Source organism: Veillonella sp. 3913, from assembly GCF_003992235.1.
Classification (GTDB): domain Bacteria; phylum Bacillota; class Negativicutes; order Veillonellales; family Veillonellaceae; genus F0422.
Window position 1 is genome coordinate 21,348 of sequence record NZ_RQVF01000001.1, and the last position, 16,456, is coordinate 37,803.

The window sequence follows — 16,456 nt, forward strand, 5'->3', positions numbered from 1 at the left end:
GTTTTCTAGGGTTTTAGAGGGTGCATAGAGAAATCCTAAGTACGCAAGTAAAGGAGGTGAAAATATGTACCATGTGGAGATTGAGCTGGATCATTTCTTTCAGCGTGCTTATGAAAGTGGAGCCAGTGATATGCATTTTGATGCCTTAGAAAAAGAGGTGCAAGTTCGATTCCGCTTGGATGGCCGTTTGCAAGAGATAAATCGGATTCCCATGCCAGAAGGTGAGCAGCTGATGAATCGTTTGAAAGTGTTAGGGTCTTTAGATATTAGTGAAAAAAGATTACCTCAAGATGGGCGGTATGTGTGGACTCATGGAAATCACTCAGGAACGATACGTATGTCTTCCTTGCCGTCTGTGTATGGTGAAAGTCTTGTATGCCGACTCTTTTGGCATGATGAACAAATAAAATCCTTAGAAGAATTAGGGATGCCTGCTCATATCAGTGCAGAGGTGCGCAGGTTATTGGCACGCCCACATGGATTACTGCTTGTGTGTGGGCCTACAGGGTCTGGTAAAAGTTCTACCTTGTATGCATTATTACAAGAACTTAATGGAGAAGAGGAGCAAATCATCACCTTGGAGCATCCAGTGGAACGTATCGTAGAAAAAGCTGTTCAAATTGGTGTACAGCCACAGATTGGTATGACTTTCAGTAAGGGATTACGTGCTATTTTACGGCATGACCCAGATACCATAGTAGTTGGTGAAATTCGTGACCAAGAAACGGCGCAGCTAGCGGTACAGGCTGCACTTACAGGGCATCGTGTGCTCTCCACAATTCATACGAACCATGCCCTAGGTGTGGTGGAACGATTGGTGGATATGGGTGTAGAAGACTATCTTGTACGTGCCACCTTGACCGGTGTTATCTCGCAACGATTGGTACGAACGCTAGTAGATGGAGCGTATCATGGTCGTTGTGGATTGTATGAGTTACTAGCTATTCCGAACCATGATTGTCATTGGCAACAGCTAGATTCCTATCTGCTTTGTTCTTTGGAAGAGTCAGCTCGCCGAGCGATCGAGGAAGGTTTGACTACGGAAGAAGAGGTACTTCGTGTGGGGGTAGTACTATGATTTGGTCACAGGTATTACACGAAGCTATCAAGCGAGGGGCTACAGATATTCATGTACAAAGTGGCACGGTCTTTTGGCGCTTGGGTATGGATGTAATACCTACAGAGTACCACTTATCTGATGAAGACATGCTAACGTTTCTAACCGACCAAGTACATACCATATCGGATACTATGATGTCCTATGATGGAGCCATGACCTTTGAAGGCTTACGCATTCGGGTTCATCTATTCCGTTGGCGTTCTGGTTGGGGCGGTACCTTACGTATTTTGTATCCCCCTAAAACAGGTCTCGATACATCGGAGGAGGGCAATTTATTGCGCCGTATATCTTCTTTCAAAGAAGGTTTAGTCATTATCGCTGGTGCTACTGGTTCAGGAAAATCTTACACTCTTACCTCTTGTTTAATGCACATCAATGAAAGTATGCGACGCCATATTATTACACTAGAAGACCCCATAGAATATGTATTGGAACATCAACAGTCCTTAATACATCAACGGGAATTGCATACACACTTTCATCATATGGCAGACGGTATTCGAGATGCATTGCGAGAAGATCCAGATGTGATTTTAATCGGTGAGGTACGGGATAAGGAAACATTGGAAGCGGCACTACATGCGGCGGAAACGGGGCATCTCGTATTTGCTACCTTGCATACGCAACGTGCTACTATGTCCATTAATCGGATGATTTCCATGTTTCCAGCACACCAACAAGAGGAAGTGCGGACACAACTTTCACAGATATTACGAGCCGTCATCTGCCAACGACTGGTTGTTATCGACGATAGATTTATACCGGTACGAGACATTTTAATTAATACCCCTGCAGTGGCTAATTTGATACGGCAACGAAAGGAGCCACAAATCGTATCCATACAAGAAACGCAAAGGCCGATGAAAACACTGGAAATGGCAGTTGCCGAGTTAAGGTCTATCTATGGTTCATCGCCAGTGTTAGAGTCTGTATTACAGGTAAATTAGTGGAGAACATCTATGAGTTGGTATACGTATGAAGGATTTACGACGGATAAAAAAATAATGTCAGGCAAAGTATGGGGCGACTCTGAAGAGGAAGTGCAGGCAAAGCTAGCCTATCAATCCATAACACCAATTCACTTGGAATGTATTGTTGTGAAGGAAAGAAAGCAGCGCTGGAAAACAGCTCATATGATTCACTTTGCCTATCAATTACATATGTTGTTGGGTGCAGGTATATCTTTACGAAAAGCCTTAGATATGATGGTCAATACCAAAGGAGCTACCATCCCTTATGAAGATATTCGTGAAGATGTAGGACGTGGCATGGCACTATCAAAGAGTTTATCCAAGTACCAGTGTCCTATCATTGTCACCACTATACTGGAGGCGGGGGAAGCATCAGGAACCTTAGTTGAATCGTTAGGCATGATTCAAAGTATGTACGAAGAAGAGCATCGTTTACGCCAACAATTAGTATCAGCCATTACATACCCATCGTTTTTGGTGGTACTTATGATAATATTTGTAGGTGTTGCAGTAGGTTTTATTTTACCGCAATTTAAAGCTGTCTTTGAGAGCATGCAAATCGAATTGCCACCGCTTACAGCAGCCCTTTTTGCAGGAGGCACATGGTTACAAGATAAAGGAGTATATCTCCTGATTACCTTGCTAGTATTCGGTATGGTTTTCTGGAAATCGTACGAACGAGAATCTGTGAAATTCAGTGTGCATCGTAAGGTTTGGCTATGTATGGCACAAAGGGAATGGCTTATGGCGTATACGATGGTACGCATGTGTCAGATTTGGAAGCTACTTTTAAAAAGCGGTATACCTTTGTTACAACTGTTGGATATGACAGAATCGCTGTGGGGCAACCGCTGGGCAAGTGCGCTACAAAAAGAGGTGAAAACTCGTATTTCCCAAGGGCATGGATTTACGGATTCATTAGAAAAGGTGCAATTAGGAACTTCTTTTTTATGGGATTTGCTTCGTATCGGAGAAGAAACGGGTGACCTAGAAAGTATGTTAGACCAAGGGCATGCGTATTATAAGGGGATTTTGGACCGGACTGTGAAACGAGGAGAACAATTATTAGAACCTATTATGCTCAGCATTATGGGCAGTATAATCGCTTTACTTGTGGTAGCAGTAATGTTACCGATGTTTAATTCAATTTCAGCCATTCAATAGGAGGAATTATGGAAGCATTTCGACAACGTTTGTCTTTACGACAACGGAAGCAACAAGATGGATTTACCTTAGTGGAATTAATGGTTGTGGTAGCAGTCATTGCTATTTTAGCATCCTTGGCAATGCCACAGTTTTTAAATGCCTCAAACAAGGCGAAGGAAGCAAAAATTAAATCAGATGTTACAACGATTTCTAATGCAGCACAGTTGTATATGATGGAACAATCTACCGATACAGTACCTACGGTAGAGACATTGTACAAAGAAGGCTATTTAACAGAACATGTGAAAACTCCTAAGGGTGGAGAATATACAGTCACCAGTGTACAAAATGAAGGCGGTAAAGGTAAACATATTGCTGTCACTGCACCTGATGTGGCTAATTAATTAGTTAAAGGAAGAGGGAAATATGGAGTATGTATTAGGAGGTATTGCTGGTATCACAGGAGTTGCGAGCCTCTATCTCATTGTTTCTTGGACCTATATGAAAACACATAGTATGTGGTGCCTTATGTCCATTTTTGTTCATGTCATAGGGACAGTAGGGCTTTGTTATGCCTATCAAGTTGGATACATTACGAATATCTATGAACTGGCACTTCTTTATACGCTGGAGGTAACGCTCTTTTGGGGATCAACCATCGATAAGCTATATTACATTCTTCCCGATGAGGGAGCTATTCTAATTTGTATATGTGGATTTGTTTACCAGTGGATAGGTAATGGTGATGTATTGATGATAGTAGTCAATGCCCTCTGTATGGGTGGATTATGGTGGTCATTGCGGTGGTTTAGCCGTGGTGGTGTGGGATTAGGTGACATCAAATGGTTGATTGCCATTAGTTGTTGGCTCACATCAGTGGAATGTTTGGCATTATGCGGACTTTCCTCTGTCATTGGCATCTTGTACAGTTGTGTGTGGCGTGTTACATCTCCGAATCATACCTATATTCCCTTTGGACCTTCTTTCAGTATGGCAACCATATTACTATTCATATGCCCTGTAGGGAGGTGGCTTTAGTGAAAAGCCAAGAGAATATAGAAGGGTCCTTATTAGTGGAAGTTTTACTATATATGACTATTTTTTCTCTTGTTATAGGCATGGTTTTATTATTACATAATGAAGAGCAACGAGAGTATCATGTATTTGATCGAGAAGGTCGTATCTTATTTGCGCATGTGAAACGTATGCAACTTGCTACTTTGTATGGAAACTTACAGAATAATAATGGTGCCAATCGTGTTGTCCTAGAGCGTATGCGATATGGATATATTAATACAAATAACTCTTTAGTGTACCGTAATTTACCAGAATCTATGCATATCGAATTTACTGGAACTTACCCCAGTATTCGATTTACAGCTCATAAAGGAGTTGGGAAAGTATTTACTGTTACATTAGTAGATGATCTAATTCGCTATAAACGTACATTCATTTTTGCCCGTCAATCAGGGCGTATACGTTGGGAGGAATCAAAATTTTGAAACTTAAAGAGGAAGGATTTCTCTATATGGATGTATTAGCTTCGCTGTTTGTAATGAGTCTATTATGTTCAACTTTATTCGTACTCATGATGAGCAGTATCCAACAATATGGAAAAATGATGGAAGAAGATAGAATATTACAAGCTATGATTTTGTATATGGAAGAGGGGAAGGCTAGTTGGGCACATGGACAGATTCCGGAGTCTGGTGAACCACCAATTGTGGGAACGACTAATTTTCAGCGCAAGACAGAAATAAATCAAGAAGGAGTACATGTATTAACGGTAATAGCCTATCGTCATGGTGAAGAAATACATCGGTTTACTACTTATTTATTACCTTCTAGCCAATGAGATACATCATCAAGATGACGAAAGATGTAAACTGAAAATATAGTGCAGTTATCTGATATAGATTAAAAAACGAATTGTTATGATTTCGAGATAAGTATATAAAATTGTGATGTGCCATGGAGAGGTAAAATACATGGGTATGGTATTAAGCTTGAAAAAGACGAGGCCTTTTTGTTGGATACCCAAGGGTAAGCAGGGAACAGCAGGATTTTTACTGGTAGAAGCAGTATTAGGAAGTCTGTTATTAATGACCATCATAACAGGATTTTTCTTAATCACATCACATAGTGTGAAGTGGATACATATGTTGCATCATCGTCATGAGTTGCTGTTAGATGCTAGGTTTAGTCGTATACAGATTATGAATCGCCTTCGCTATAGTGAGAAAAGACCGATAGTTAGTAAAGATGGGTCATGGTTAGTATCTCCATCAAACTGGAGGATACGCGTCTATCAAGATGCCTTTGTGACCATGTTATCTGATGGACAATTGCAGGATATTACAGAAAATGAAATTAGTCCCAAGATTGGAAAAATACATGTGTTTCCGCAAGGGTCTACATTTTTTCAGGAACGATCAGATGGTCTCGTTGACTTACATTGGTATTCAGAGGTACGTCCCTATTGGCGGCGAGATCATATTCAACTTATGGAAGGTGGACAGAACCGATATCATGTACAGACAGGCATTCTGCCGTATGCCACCTATCTTCAGAGATTACAACATATAGCAAAGTAAGTTGGTACTTTGTCATAATAGATAGAAATACCGCATATGAGCAGAAATACTAAGGATACATGTTAATATACATAATCTATCTATAGGGTTATGAATTATGTCAGAAGCCGTAAAAATATATACAAAAAAACAGTTAGTTAGAAATAGATGCTTGTAGAGCACTTATATTAGGTAATGTATGTGAGGTTAACTATTATGTTGCGCTGGAAAGGGCAAAAGAAAAATGGCTTTGTATCATACATGATATTACTAATAGCGATGATAACCATTGGTACTTGGGTGGCTTGGCTACATACGATGCAGATTACTTATCAAAGCATGATGGATGAATATCGTTTTGCTCGATGTCAATATGGCATAGAGCGAGGCATAGTATTAGGTACAAATAAAAAATTCTTTTTGGCTCATCAAAAGGAAATAACTGGGAGTGGTTCACCGAAATATGTACTAGAAGAAACGGATACGGAACGGATTGAGGCTATTTTATATAAAGAAAAAGAAGAGCAACTTTATTGTTTACGGCTCTTATGTACTGATGTAGAAACAGAAACGAATATAAAAAAAGATGTATACATTAAGACCATATATAAAAATGACATATTAGAGACGATACAAATAGAATGGGTCAGAGAGTAAGGAGGTTTGTAGTGAAAAGTAAACGAGTGATGGGTATTGCCATTGGACATGATGAAATTGTTGGGATAAAAGCCTACAAAATTGAAGGTACTATTGTGCTAGAAGATGTAATCGTTCAAAAACGACACAGTAATAAGGGAACTGATGTGAAAGAATTTTTTGAATATTATGGAGAAGTTGGTATATCTATTGGTTGTGTTTTTGAATCGTCACTTCAATCAGTATACATGGAAACACCAATGATGCATAAAATAGATCAGTACTTATTTGCCCACCGTGAGGGAAAACGAATCTTTCAGAATGAAGATTTCCCTAATGCTATCGATTTTGCCTCTAGACCAGGTACAACGGAGGAGCTAATGTGTATGCTCATCGTAGCCTTAGAACGAAAACAAGTGAAACAGGTGGCGCAAGGGATTCAACAAGGCGGAGGAGATCTTCGTGTTATCGATTACTGGCCAGCACCTCTTGCGTTCAGCCGTGGTCGAGAATCGTCTATGCTTTGTATCACCCCAGAGGAAGATAAGGTGCAAGTATCTTTATGGAATGATAAATTCTGTACGGCGCATACCTTAGTGTCATTAGATGTGAACGAAGTATTGGAAGCCTGTAAAACGGTCTATGAAGATAGTAAACAATTTCAGGTGCCCTATCCTAAGGGAGCTATTGTAGTTGGTTTTGATGAAACAAGATCTAAAGCCTTTGAGACTATTTTAGAAACCTATGGAACAATCGATCAGGTACCCCTTCATATAGTAGATAAAGGAGAAGGTTATAACCCACAGAATATAAATCATGAAATGGCATATGGTTTAGCAATTAGGTTACTTGTCGATGGAAAATAAAGAAAATCTTAATTTTATAGAACCGGATATACAGTGGGTGTGTTGGTATATTCGGTACAAAAATATATGGTGGGCCCTATTAGCTCTAGTGATCATTATATTAGTGGGTTCTGTGGCGATAGGCACAAAAGCATATATACAGTATCAGGACATTGTAGAGAAACAGAAAGAGATAATATCTCGCCATATTGATGCTAAAGAGGCTCATAGTGTATATGATTCTATGATTCATGAGAATACAAAAGAAGAACCATTGCCACAGGGGACGTTGAAGGAATGTATATATGTATTAGATACATCGAATACATATCACATTCAATTGGTCGAGTGGTCTACTATGAACCAATGGTATATAGAAGCTAAAGGAAGCAGTGAAACTGAATTGCATCAGTTTAGTTCAGTGTTGAGTCGATTAGGAGGTCACCGTCATTATGATGAAGTGGTGGAAAAAGAATCCGGAACTGCACTATACCGTAGTCGTATTACAGCCACTATGGAAAGCCTTACCAATTCCCAAAAAAAGTCTGCTTCTAGTCGTTAGTGTGTACTGTTGTGTAGTGGTTACGGGTATTAGTATGATGGTGTACTTTCAAGGAGAAACGAAACGAATCTCTGCAGAGATTGATGAAGAGATACTATCACAGGAGGCAGAAACAACATTTTTAAACAGTGAAAGCTATCAATTTATAAAACAATTAGATGACAATGTGTTAGACCTAGAAGGCTTGTATCATTTAGTATTGTCCTCTATAGGAGACACACCTTTAGTGGTGGTCAGTACGCACAAAGAAGCAGAATCCCTAGATGTGGTAGTACAAGGGTCTACCCTAGATATGGTGCAGTGGTTGGTAGGGATGCAAAAGGTACATCCTACCTTGCGTTTTAGGATAGAGAAAATTATTCACTCACAAAGTGTGACTACTTTACAATGTAAGATTTATGAAAATACCAAAAATTAGTCCTAATGGTTTGTCAAAGTATAGTCGAGTATAGTAAAATAAAGTTAAAATTTACTACTAGATGGAAGAATGAGATATTATAAAACATGAAAACGACTATCAAGAGAAACATTATCCTCATTGGTTCTATGGGGAGCGGAAAAAGTCACTTAGGTCGAAATTTAGCGGATGCCAAAGGCTGGCAGTTTGTTGACACGGATCGAATATTAGAAAAACGATATAATATGCCTATTGCTGATATTTTTAAGACAATAGGTGAAAAGGCATTTCGTCGTGCAGAATTTGAAGTAATTAAAAAGGTGGCCATGTATCATGAAGCGGTGATTTCTGTAGGTGGAAACTTCCCTATTGACATGCGTACATTACGATATATGCAAAAATACTCTTTTATTGTAGGTATACGCGCTTCACATTATCGGATTGTAAATCGTGTCAATCGGTGGATTGGTAAGCGGCCGACTATGAATTATGATGATGTATCTGGGTATGTAGCATGGATGATGCGACGGTGGAAACCCTTATATCGCAAATGTGACCATGTGTTAGATACTACATACAGTCATACTGATGAATTGGTGACGAGTATTGACGGATCCATAAAGTCTAAGGGCATATATTTTAAACGGCGAAAAGTACACCAAGGTGAATAATATGAAACGTATAGCTATTTTAACAAGTGGTGGAGATGCACCAGGAATGAATGCAGTCATTCGTTCTATCACAAGAAGTGCAATATATGAAGGCCTCGATGTAGTAGGAATACAACGAGGCTTTTTGGGCGTTTTAGAAGAAGACTTTATTTCTTTGACTCGGCGTAGTGTAGGGAATATTGTGAACAAGGGAGGGACGATTTTAAAATCTTCCCGTTGTCTTGAATTTAAAGAACCTGAACATCAACAAAGAGGCTATGATAATTTACGTCGTCATGGTATTGACGGATTAGTCGTTGTTGGTGGAGATGGTTCTATGTGTGGTGCTAAGGTGTTGTCTGACCTAGGATTACCTACGGTGACAATTCCAGGCACTATTGATAAAGATATGAATGGTACCGATTATACAATCGGCTTTGATACAGCTCTTAATACCATCATTGATGGGGTGAGCAAAATTCGTGATACCTCTACGGCTCATGATCGTGTAGCCATTGTAGAAGTGATGGGACGACATGCAGGTCATATTGCTGTGTATGCTGGCGTCGCATGCGGTGCTGAGGTGGTACTGACACCAGAGGTGCCAATGACATTAGAAGAGGTAAAAGAATCATTAGAAAATACTACTCGTAATGGTAAAAAGAATAGTATTATTATCGTTGCGGAAGGAGCCTATAGCGCTTTTGAAGTGGCTCAATATATTAAAGCACATACATCCTATGCACCTTCTGTGACAGTGTTAGGTTATTTACAACGTGGTGGATCACCGTCTGCTTATGACGCATTAATGGCTGCTCGCTTAGGAGAGGCAGGAGTACGTGCCTTGCTAGAGGGACATACTCATCATCTAATAGGGGTTCATTGCAATCATATTGATGCGATAGCCTATGAGGAAGCAGTTACATGTGAGTATCCTTTAGATACTTCTTTATACCAATTAATACGAGTATTAGGACAATAATTTCATAGTTGTTTTGCTATTGTATTGTATAAGATAAAGAAAACTAACTTTAGTTTTCTTTTCTTTTTATCCTCTATCTATGGTATGTTTTGTTTTATACTATAGTAAAGGGCTACTTATAAAAGGAAGCTATCAGCAGGCGTAAACCAGTTTAAGGAGATAAAAGTCTATACTATATGTTGGGGCTTGGGCCTATTAGAGTAAGGAAACACCATTTTGGTGGTATTCTATATATAATCGATGGACGAAAGGAGATATTTTATGTGGAAAAATAAAAAATTATGGATTGCCATTGTGGCTATCTTAGTGGTAGCTATTGGTGGATGGCAATGGTATAGCAGTAGCCAAACAAAAGAGGCACCTACCTATACGACGGGAAAAGTAGGAAAAGGTAGTATTTCATCTACTATTAATGCAACGGGAACGATTAATCCTGTTCGCTATGTAGATGTATCTACCAATATTCCTGGCAAATTAGAATCTGTTTTGGTGAAAGCCAATCAGCATGTAACAGCAGGTCAGGTCATCGCTACTATTGATTCTCGTCAATTACAGGCTTCTGTAGATAATGCAAGGGCCACACTTAACCAAACAGCCACAGATTTGGATCGATACCGTACGTTAGTGTCACAAGGTGCAATTTCACAGCAAACCTATGATAATGCCTTAGCAGCCTATGAAAAAGCAAAAGCTAGTTATGATCAAGTAGCAGCAAACTTAACAGATAGTACTATTACAGCGCCTATGGATGGGACGATTATTGGAGAACCTTTGAAAGCGGGACAAACCATTGCTACTGGTATTTCTACACAAATGATCATTGCTACTATCGCTGATTTATCTGATTTAGAAATTTATTTAACAGTTGACGAAACAGATATTGGAAATGTAAAAGAAGGTGCCAAAGTAGATTTCACGGTCGATGCGCATCCTGGTAAGACTTTCACAGGTACTGTTAAAAGTATTTCTTTAGGTACAAAAGGTAGTATGGGAACGACCAGTTCATCTGTAGTGTATTATACAGTGCGCGTAGCAATTCCTGCTGGTGATGTAAGTCATTTCTTTCCTAGTATGACCGCACGTGCTACGATTCATGGAGAAGAACGACAAAATGTATTGATAGTTCCATTGGCTGCTGTTCGTTCTGATAAAGTGGGAGAATTTGTGTATGTCATCAAAAATGGTAAACCTCTTAGAACCAGTGTAAAAACTGGTATGACTGGTGATTCTACAATTGAAATTATTTCTGGAGTAGAAGAAGGTGATGAAATCATTATCAGTGGTGATGTAAGTGCGACGAAAAAACAACAACAGAGGGGGCCATTCTAATGGAAACTCCAAAAAAAGCAGTCATTACCTTGGAGGGGATTACGAAAACCTATGTGAATGGAAAGTTAACGGTACCAGTATTACATGGTATTGACTTGTCCATTTATGAAGGGGAGTTTACCTCTATCATGGGACCTTCTGGTTCTGGAAAGTCTACGTTTATGAATATCTTAGGGTGTCTTGACAGACCTACCAGTGGTTCCTATCGATTAGATGGAGAAGAAGTAGCTCATCTGGGGGATGATGAATTGGCCTATGTGCGGAATAAACGAATTGGGTTTGTGTTCCAAAGTTTTAATTTATTACCGAAGTTAACAGCCTTAGATAATGTAGCATTACCTATGGTCTATGCAGGAGTGTCTAAAGCAGAACGTAAAGCTAGGGCTGGTCAATTATTGACAGATTTGGGGCTCGGTACTCGGTTGGATCATATGCCAGCAGAATTATCAGGGGGACAACGGCAACGTGTAGCCATTGCCAGGGCATTGGCCAATGACCCAGCGATTATTATGGCGGATGAACCTACAGGTAACCTTGATTCAAAAGCGAGTTTAGATGTGATGCATATCTTTACGGAATTATACCAAGAAGGACGTACGATTATTCTAGTCACCCACGAACCAGATATTGCAGAATATGCAGGTCGCAATGTGGTTTTAAAAGATGGTCTTATTGTAGAAGATAGAATAAATCCTCATCTGAAAGGATTGCAGGTAGGAGGTGAAAGCCATGTATAAGGAAGGTTTCTTAATGGCTTGGTCATCTCTAATAGCCAATAAGATGCGGTCATTATTGACGATGCTAGGTATCATCATTGGTGTAGCGGCTGTGATTGCATTGGTATCTATTGGATATGGGGTTCGTCAACAAATCACAGAATCTATTTCCAGTTTGGGTAGTAATCTATTAATGGTCTATCCAGGGGCTCCTAGAACACCAGGGGTACGCCCTGTATCTGGTGCTAATAAAACGATAAAAATGGGCGACTATGAAGCTATTTCGAAGATGGATAGCGTGCAAGCAGCTTCACCAGTAGCAGCTAATTCGTATTTAACTGTGTACATGAGCAAGAATTGGACCACAACTGTGAATGGTGCTAATGCTGACTTTCAGTATGTAAACAATTGGACTATGAAATCAGGTCGTTTTATTACAGATAGTCAAATTGAACGCCGTGAACGGGTGGCAGTTATAGGTGCCACAGTGGCAAAAAACTTGTTTGGTAATGAAGATCCCATTGGTAAGGATATTCGGATTCATAAAAATTCGTTTAAAGTAGTAGGTGTCCTTGATGAAAAGGGTTCTGGTACTATGGGGAATGATCAAGATGATGTCATTGTAGTACCGTATACAACTATGATGGAACGTGTGATGGGTGTTGATTATTTGCGTATGATCTACATTCAAGCAAAAGAGGGCGAAGACTTAGAACGGGTGCAAGCAGATATAGAAAATATTTTGCGTGTCCGTCATGGCATTAAAAATCCTGATCTCGATGATTTTAATGTGAACAATATGGCGTCCATTATGAAGGCGGTAGAAGAAAATACGGCTACCATGACCTTATTCCTAGGTGCTGTGGCAGCGATTTCTTTATTAGTTGGGGGCATTGGTATTATGAATATCATGCTTGTGTCTGTCACAGAACGTACTCGAGAAATTGGTGTTCGTAAAGCCTTAGGAGCGACGTATCGAACGATTATTACACAGTTTTTAATTGAAGCCATCGTCATCTCTCTCGTAGGAGGTGCTATTGGTATTGTGGTAGGAATAGGGGCTTCACAACTGATTGCTACAGTAGCTAAGTTAAAAACTGTAGTGACCACAGGCCCTATTTTATTATCCTTTGGATTCTCTATGACGATAGGTCTTGTATTTGGTTTATATCCAGCTAGAAAAGCAGCTAAGTTAAATCCTATTGATGCCTTACATTATGAATAGCTGATTAAATACCAATATATATAGGAAACTAGGCCTATTATATATTGGTATTTTTCTTTTTCCCGAGAGAATATGATATAATATATAAATTGAAAGGATGTGTGTCTATGAAAATTAGTCAAGAGGAAATTAAGAATATTGCCTTATTATCCCGATTAGAAATTAAAGATTTAGAGGCTGCTGAAAAAGCCCTCAGTAATATCCTTACCTATGTGGAGGAATTAGAAGAATTAGATTTAACAGATGTAGAGCCAATGGCTCATGCGGTGCCATTACAAAATGTGTATCGTCCAGATGAGATGAAACAATCATTGCCACGTGAAGCGGCGTTACAAAATGCACCTGAAGAAGAGAATGGGTATTTCAGAGTACCTCGTGTTGTACAGAACTAGGAGAAGATACATGACTCTTTTTGAATTACATCAAAAATTAGTAAATAAAGAAATTTCTGCCCTAGAGCTTACAAAAGCTGTATTGGCACATAAAGGTAATGTAGAGCCAACAGTACATGCGTACTTGTCTGACTCTCATGAAGCGGCGTTAGCACAAGCAGAGGCTGTAGATGCAAAAATCGCCAAGGGAGAAACTATTTCGCCATTAGCAGGGATTCCTGGGGCGATTAAAGATAATATTTGTACAAAAGGTGTGGCCACTACATGTGGATCCCATATGTTGGAAAACTTTGTGCCTCCGTACAATGCTACTGTTATCGAAAAATTACAAGCTCAAGATGCTGTTATTTTGGGTAAATTAAACATGGACGAGTTTGCTATGGGTAGTTCCACAGAGAATTCTGCTTTAGGCAAAACGACAAACCCATGGAATCCAGATTATGTTCCAGGCGGATCTTCCGGTGGTAGTGCAGCGGCGGTTGCCAGTGGTAGCGCTATTTGGGCATTAGGCTCCGATACAGGTGGATCCATTCGTCAACCAGCATCCTACTGTGGCGTGGTTGGTTTGAAACCAACCTATGGCAATGTATCTCGCTATGGATTAATTGCTTATGCATCTTCGTTGGACCAAATTGGCCCTGTGACAAGAGATGTACGTGATGCAGCCATCGTGTTGAATGCTATTACAGGCCATGATTTCCATGATTCTACATCCATCCCAGGAGATCGTGTCGATTATACAAAAGCTCTTGTGAAAGATGTAAAAGGCTTGCGCATCGGTGTGCCTAAAGAATATTTTGGTGAAGGTTTACATCCAGAAGTGCGTGCAGCTCTGGAAAAAGCTATTGAAACGTATCGCAATATGGGTGCCACTATTGTAGATATTTCCTTGCCAACTACAAAATATGCCTTGTCTGCGTACTATATCATCGCTTTAGCAGAAGCTAGTTCTAACCTAGCTCGTTATGATGGAGTTAGCTACGGCCTTCGCGTGCCAGCAGATAATTTAGTGGAAATGTCCACTAAAACTCGTACGGCAGGCTTTGGTGAAGAAGTACAACGCCGTATCTTGTTAGGTACCTATGTATTGAGTTCTGGTTATTATGATGCATACTATTTAAAAGCTCTAAAAGCTCGTCGGTTGATTAAAAATGAGTTTGATGCAGCATTCCAAGAATGTGATGTATTATTAACACCAACCGCTCCGAATACAGCTTTTAAATTTGGTGAAAAAATCAACGATCCATTGACTATGTATTTAGAGGATGTATGTACAGTGCCAGTTAACTTGGCAGGTATCCCAGGTATCAGTATTCCTGCTGGATTTGGTTCTAATGGTATGCCAATCGGTATGCAATTATTGGCGCCTGCTATGGGTGAAAGTACATTGTTGCAAGCAGCCTATAGCTTTGAACAAGAATGTCCTGAATTTACAAAATTGCCAACTATGGGAGAATTGAAACTATGAAATATGAAACAGTCGTAGGCCTTGAAGTTCATACTGAACTGAAAACAAATTCAAAAATTTTCTGCTCCTGTACAACGGCCTTCGGGGGCGACCATAATACACATGTATGTCCAACTTGCTTAGGTTTACCAGGAACAATGCCTGTATTTAACCAAAAAGTGTTGGAATATGCTATCAAAGTCGGTTTAGCATTAAACTGTGAAATCGTACTATTCAATAAATTTGACCGCAAAAACTATTATTACCCAGATTTGCCTAAAAACTGGCAAACTTCTCAATTTGACTTGCCTATTTGCGTAAACGGTCATCTTGATGTAGAGGTGAATGGTGAAACTCGTCGCATTCGTATCAACCGTATCCATATGGAAGAAGATGCTGGTAAATTAGTGCATAGTGGTGCTACTATTTCTAGCTCTGATAGCTCCAATGTAGACTACAATCGTACAGGTGTACCATTGTTAGAAATCGTATCAGAACCTGATCTTCGTTCTGGTGAAGAAGCGCGCCAATATGTGGATAAAATTCGTGCTATTGTACAATACTTAGGCGTATCTGACGGACGTATGGAAGAAGGTAGTTTGCGTTGTGATGCGAACATTTCTATTCGACCAGTAGGGGAAACTAAATTAGGCACAAAAACTGAAATCAAGAATATGAACTCTTTAACAGGTATCCAAAAAGGCATTGAATACGAAGCACTTCGTCAAGCAGAAGCATTGGAAGACGGAGAAACGATTGTTCAAGAAACTCGTACTTGGGACGATAGTAAAGGTATCACTCTTTCCATGCGTAAGAAAGAGAAGGAAAATGACTACCGTTTCTTCCCAGAACCAGATTTGGTACCTATTGTAGTAGACCCTAACTATGTAGAAGAAATTCGTCAATCCTTACCAGAATTGCCAGAAGCGAAACAACAACGCTTCATGGAATCCTATGGATTGTCTAGTGAAGATGCGCGTACATTGACGAGCCAACGCGGTACAGCGGACTATTTTGATGCTGTCGTAGAGGCTGGAGCAGATGCAAAAACGGCATCTAACTGGATCATCGGTGATTTGGCAAAACTTGTGAACGATGCTGGTATTTCTTATACGGATAGCAAAGTACAACCAAAACAATTGGCTGATATGATTAGCCTAATTGAAAAAGGCACGATTTCTGGTAAAATTGCAAAACAAGTCATTGTCAAAATGTTTGAAACTGGTAAAAATCCAGACAAAATTGTAGAAGAAGAAGGCTTAGTTCAAATTACCGATACAGGAGCTATTGAAGAAATTGTAAAACAAGTCATCGCGGATAATCCAAAATCTGTGGAAGATTTCAAATCTGGTAAAGGTAAAGCTATCGGATTCTTGGTGGGCCAAGTGATGCGTGCCTCTAAAGGTAAAGCCAATCCTGGCGTAGTGAATGAATTGTTGGAAAAACACTTGCAGGCTCTATAGGA

General features: G+C 39.8%; 20 protein-coding genes. All 20 read left to right on the top strand.

Annotated elements, in window-relative coordinates; genetic code table 11:
* Positions 1 to 64: 64 nt before the first annotated feature.
* The 20 genes from EO113_RS00095 (at position 65) to gatB (ending at position 16,454) form a co-directional block, all read left to right on the top strand.
* The gene (locus tag EO113_RS00095) at positions 65 to 1,078 is read left to right on the top strand and encodes a GspE/PulE family protein (RefSeq protein WP_127135164.1); all 1,014 of its coding nucleotides are present in this window, start codon (positions 65 to 67) and stop codon (positions 1,076 to 1,078) included.
* Positions 1,075 to 2,067 (top strand): type IV pilus twitching motility protein PilT, encoded by a 993-nt coding sequence (locus tag EO113_RS00100; RefSeq protein ID WP_127135165.1) that lies wholly within the window; start codon positions 1,075 to 1,077, stop codon positions 2,065 to 2,067. The genes EO113_RS00095 and EO113_RS00100 overlap by 4 nt, the downstream gene beginning before the upstream one ends.
* A 12-nt stretch (positions 2,068 to 2,079) precedes the next feature.
* Positions 2,080 to 3,255, top strand: a complete 1,176-nt coding sequence (locus EO113_RS00105) for a type II secretion system F family protein (RefSeq protein WP_127135166.1) — start codon at positions 2,080 to 2,082, stop codon at positions 3,253 to 3,255.
* Between the two features lie 8 nt (positions 3,256 to 3,263).
* A complete protein-coding gene (locus tag EO113_RS00110; RefSeq protein ID WP_127135167.1) occupies positions 3,264 to 3,641 on the top strand; it encodes a competence type IV pilus major pilin ComGC in 378 nt (125 codons plus the stop codon).
* A 22-nt stretch (positions 3,642 to 3,663) separates the two neighbouring features.
* Positions 3,664 to 4,275, top strand: coding sequence for a prepilin peptidase (locus tag EO113_RS00115; protein ID WP_127135168.1), 612 nt, complete (start codon positions 3,664 to 3,666; stop codon positions 4,273 to 4,275).
* Positions 4,275 to 4,739, top strand: coding sequence for a hypothetical protein (locus EO113_RS00120; RefSeq protein WP_062402349.1), 465 nt, complete (start codon positions 4,275 to 4,277; stop codon positions 4,737 to 4,739). The genes EO113_RS00115 and EO113_RS00120 overlap by 1 nt, the downstream gene beginning before the upstream one ends.
* An 86-nt stretch (positions 4,740 to 4,825) precedes the next feature.
* Entirely contained in the window at positions 4,826 to 5,092 is a 267-nt protein-coding gene (locus EO113_RS00125) for a hypothetical protein (protein ID WP_206168635.1), read from the top strand.
* A gap of 133 nt (positions 5,093 to 5,225) precedes the next feature.
* Positions 5,226 to 5,831, top strand: a complete 606-nt coding sequence (locus tag EO113_RS00130) for a hypothetical protein (protein WP_127135170.1) — start codon at positions 5,226 to 5,228, stop codon at positions 5,829 to 5,831.
* A gap of 195 nt (positions 5,832 to 6,026) precedes the next feature.
* The gene (locus EO113_RS00135; RefSeq protein WP_127135171.1) at positions 6,027 to 6,467 is read left to right on the top strand and encodes a hypothetical protein; all 441 of its coding nucleotides are present in this window, start codon (positions 6,027 to 6,029) and stop codon (positions 6,465 to 6,467) included.
* Positions 6,468 to 6,478: 11 nt separating this feature from the next.
* Entirely contained in the window at positions 6,479 to 7,312 is an 834-nt protein-coding gene (locus EO113_RS00140; protein ID WP_127135172.1) for a hypothetical protein, read from the top strand.
* Positions 7,302 to 7,853 (top strand): hypothetical protein, encoded by a 552-nt coding sequence (locus EO113_RS00145; RefSeq protein WP_127062258.1) that lies wholly within the window; start codon positions 7,302 to 7,304, stop codon positions 7,851 to 7,853. Before EO113_RS00140 ends, EO113_RS00145 begins: the two co-directional genes overlap by 11 nt.
* Positions 7,854 to 7,887: 34 nt before the next feature.
* Positions 7,888 to 8,271, top strand: coding sequence for a hypothetical protein (locus EO113_RS00150; RefSeq protein WP_127062256.1), 384 nt, complete (start codon positions 7,888 to 7,890; stop codon positions 8,269 to 8,271).
* An 86-nt stretch (positions 8,272 to 8,357) separates the two neighbouring features.
* Positions 8,358 to 8,921 (top strand): shikimate kinase, encoded by a 564-nt coding sequence (locus EO113_RS00155; RefSeq protein WP_009353844.1) that lies wholly within the window; start codon positions 8,358 to 8,360, stop codon positions 8,919 to 8,921.
* 1 nt (position 8,922) lies between these two features.
* A complete protein-coding gene (gene pfkA / locus EO113_RS00160) occupies positions 8,923 to 9,882 on the top strand; it encodes a 6-phosphofructokinase (protein WP_009353853.1) in 960 nt (319 codons plus the stop codon).
* Between the two features lie 261 nt (positions 9,883 to 10,143).
* Positions 10,144 to 11,211 carry an efflux RND transporter periplasmic adaptor subunit gene (locus EO113_RS00165; protein ID WP_127135173.1) on the top strand — a complete coding sequence of 356 codons (1,068 nt, stop codon included), beginning with the start codon at positions 10,144 to 10,146 and terminating at the stop codon, positions 11,209 to 11,211.
* Positions 11,211 to 11,948: an ABC transporter ATP-binding protein gene (locus tag EO113_RS00170; RefSeq protein WP_127135174.1), complete on the top strand. Its 738-nt coding sequence runs from the start codon at positions 11,211 to 11,213 to the stop codon at positions 11,946 to 11,948. The genes EO113_RS00165 and EO113_RS00170 overlap by 1 nt, the downstream gene beginning before the upstream one ends.
* Entirely contained in the window at positions 11,941 to 13,152 is a 1,212-nt protein-coding gene (locus EO113_RS00175) for an ABC transporter permease (protein ID WP_009353865.1), read from the top strand. Before EO113_RS00170 ends, EO113_RS00175 begins: the two co-directional genes overlap by 8 nt.
* Before the next feature lie 107 nt (positions 13,153 to 13,259).
* Positions 13,260 to 13,544 carry an Asp-tRNA(Asn)/Glu-tRNA(Gln) amidotransferase subunit GatC gene (gatC, locus tag EO113_RS00180; RefSeq protein WP_009353857.1) on the top strand — a complete coding sequence of 95 codons (285 nt, stop codon included), beginning with the start codon at positions 13,260 to 13,262 and terminating at the stop codon, positions 13,542 to 13,544.
* A gap of 10 nt (positions 13,545 to 13,554) precedes the next feature.
* Positions 13,555 to 15,012, top strand: coding sequence for an Asp-tRNA(Asn)/Glu-tRNA(Gln) amidotransferase subunit GatA (gene gatA, locus EO113_RS00185; RefSeq protein ID WP_127135175.1), 1,458 nt, complete (start codon positions 13,555 to 13,557; stop codon positions 15,010 to 15,012).
* Positions 15,009 to 16,454, top strand: coding sequence for an Asp-tRNA(Asn)/Glu-tRNA(Gln) amidotransferase subunit GatB (gene gatB, locus EO113_RS00190; protein ID WP_127135176.1), 1,446 nt, complete (start codon positions 15,009 to 15,011; stop codon positions 16,452 to 16,454). Before gatA ends, gatB begins: the two co-directional genes overlap by 4 nt.
* Positions 16,455 to 16,456 lie beyond the last annotated feature (2 nt).

What these genes read in the sequence shown, in the direction of transcription:
- EO113_RS00135 (WP_127135171.1), top strand. Translation starts at nt 6,027, where the DNA reads ATGTTGCGCTGGAAAGGGCAAAAGAAAAATGGCTTTGTATCATACATG.
- EO113_RS00125 (WP_206168635.1), top strand. Translation starts at nt 4,826, where the DNA reads ATGATGAGCAGTATCCAACAATATGGAAAAATGATGGAAGAAGATAGA.
- EO113_RS00155 (WP_009353844.1), top strand. Translation starts at nt 8,358, where the DNA reads ATGAAAACGACTATCAAGAGAAACATTATCCTCATTGGTTCTATGGGG.
- EO113_RS00145 (WP_127062258.1), top strand. Translation starts at nt 7,302, where the DNA reads ATGGAAAATAAAGAAAATCTTAATTTTATAGAACCGGATATACAGTGG.
- EO113_RS00165 (WP_127135173.1), top strand. Translation starts at nt 10,144, where the DNA reads ATGTGGAAAAATAAAAAATTATGGATTGCCATTGTGGCTATCTTAGTG.
- gatB (WP_127135176.1), top strand. Translation starts at nt 15,009, where the DNA reads ATGAAATATGAAACAGTCGTAGGCCTTGAAGTTCATACTGAACTGAAA.
- EO113_RS00175 (WP_009353865.1), top strand. Translation starts at nt 11,941, where the DNA reads ATGTATAAGGAAGGTTTCTTAATGGCTTGGTCATCTCTAATAGCCAAT.
- EO113_RS00105 (WP_127135166.1), top strand. Translation starts at nt 2,080, where the DNA reads ATGAGTTGGTATACGTATGAAGGATTTACGACGGATAAAAAAATAATG.
- EO113_RS00150 (WP_127062256.1), top strand. Translation starts at nt 7,888, where the DNA reads ATGATGGTGTACTTTCAAGGAGAAACGAAACGAATCTCTGCAGAGATT.
- gatC (WP_009353857.1), top strand. Translation starts at nt 13,260, where the DNA reads ATGAAAATTAGTCAAGAGGAAATTAAGAATATTGCCTTATTATCCCGA.
- gatA (WP_127135175.1), top strand. Translation starts at nt 13,555, where the DNA reads ATGACTCTTTTTGAATTACATCAAAAATTAGTAAATAAAGAAATTTCT.
- EO113_RS00100 (WP_127135165.1), top strand. Translation starts at nt 1,075, where the DNA reads ATGATTTGGTCACAGGTATTACACGAAGCTATCAAGCGAGGGGCTACA.
- EO113_RS00130 (WP_127135170.1), top strand. Translation starts at nt 5,226, where the DNA reads ATGGGTATGGTATTAAGCTTGAAAAAGACGAGGCCTTTTTGTTGGATA.
- EO113_RS00110 (WP_127135167.1), top strand. Translation starts at nt 3,264, where the DNA reads ATGGAAGCATTTCGACAACGTTTGTCTTTACGACAACGGAAGCAACAA.
- EO113_RS00115 (WP_127135168.1), top strand. Translation starts at nt 3,664, where the DNA reads ATGGAGTATGTATTAGGAGGTATTGCTGGTATCACAGGAGTTGCGAGC.
- EO113_RS00095 (WP_127135164.1), top strand. Translation starts at nt 65, where the DNA reads ATGTACCATGTGGAGATTGAGCTGGATCATTTCTTTCAGCGTGCTTAT.
- pfkA (WP_009353853.1), top strand. Translation starts at nt 8,923, where the DNA reads ATGAAACGTATAGCTATTTTAACAAGTGGTGGAGATGCACCAGGAATG.
- EO113_RS00170 (WP_127135174.1), top strand. Translation starts at nt 11,211, where the DNA reads ATGGAAACTCCAAAAAAAGCAGTCATTACCTTGGAGGGGATTACGAAA.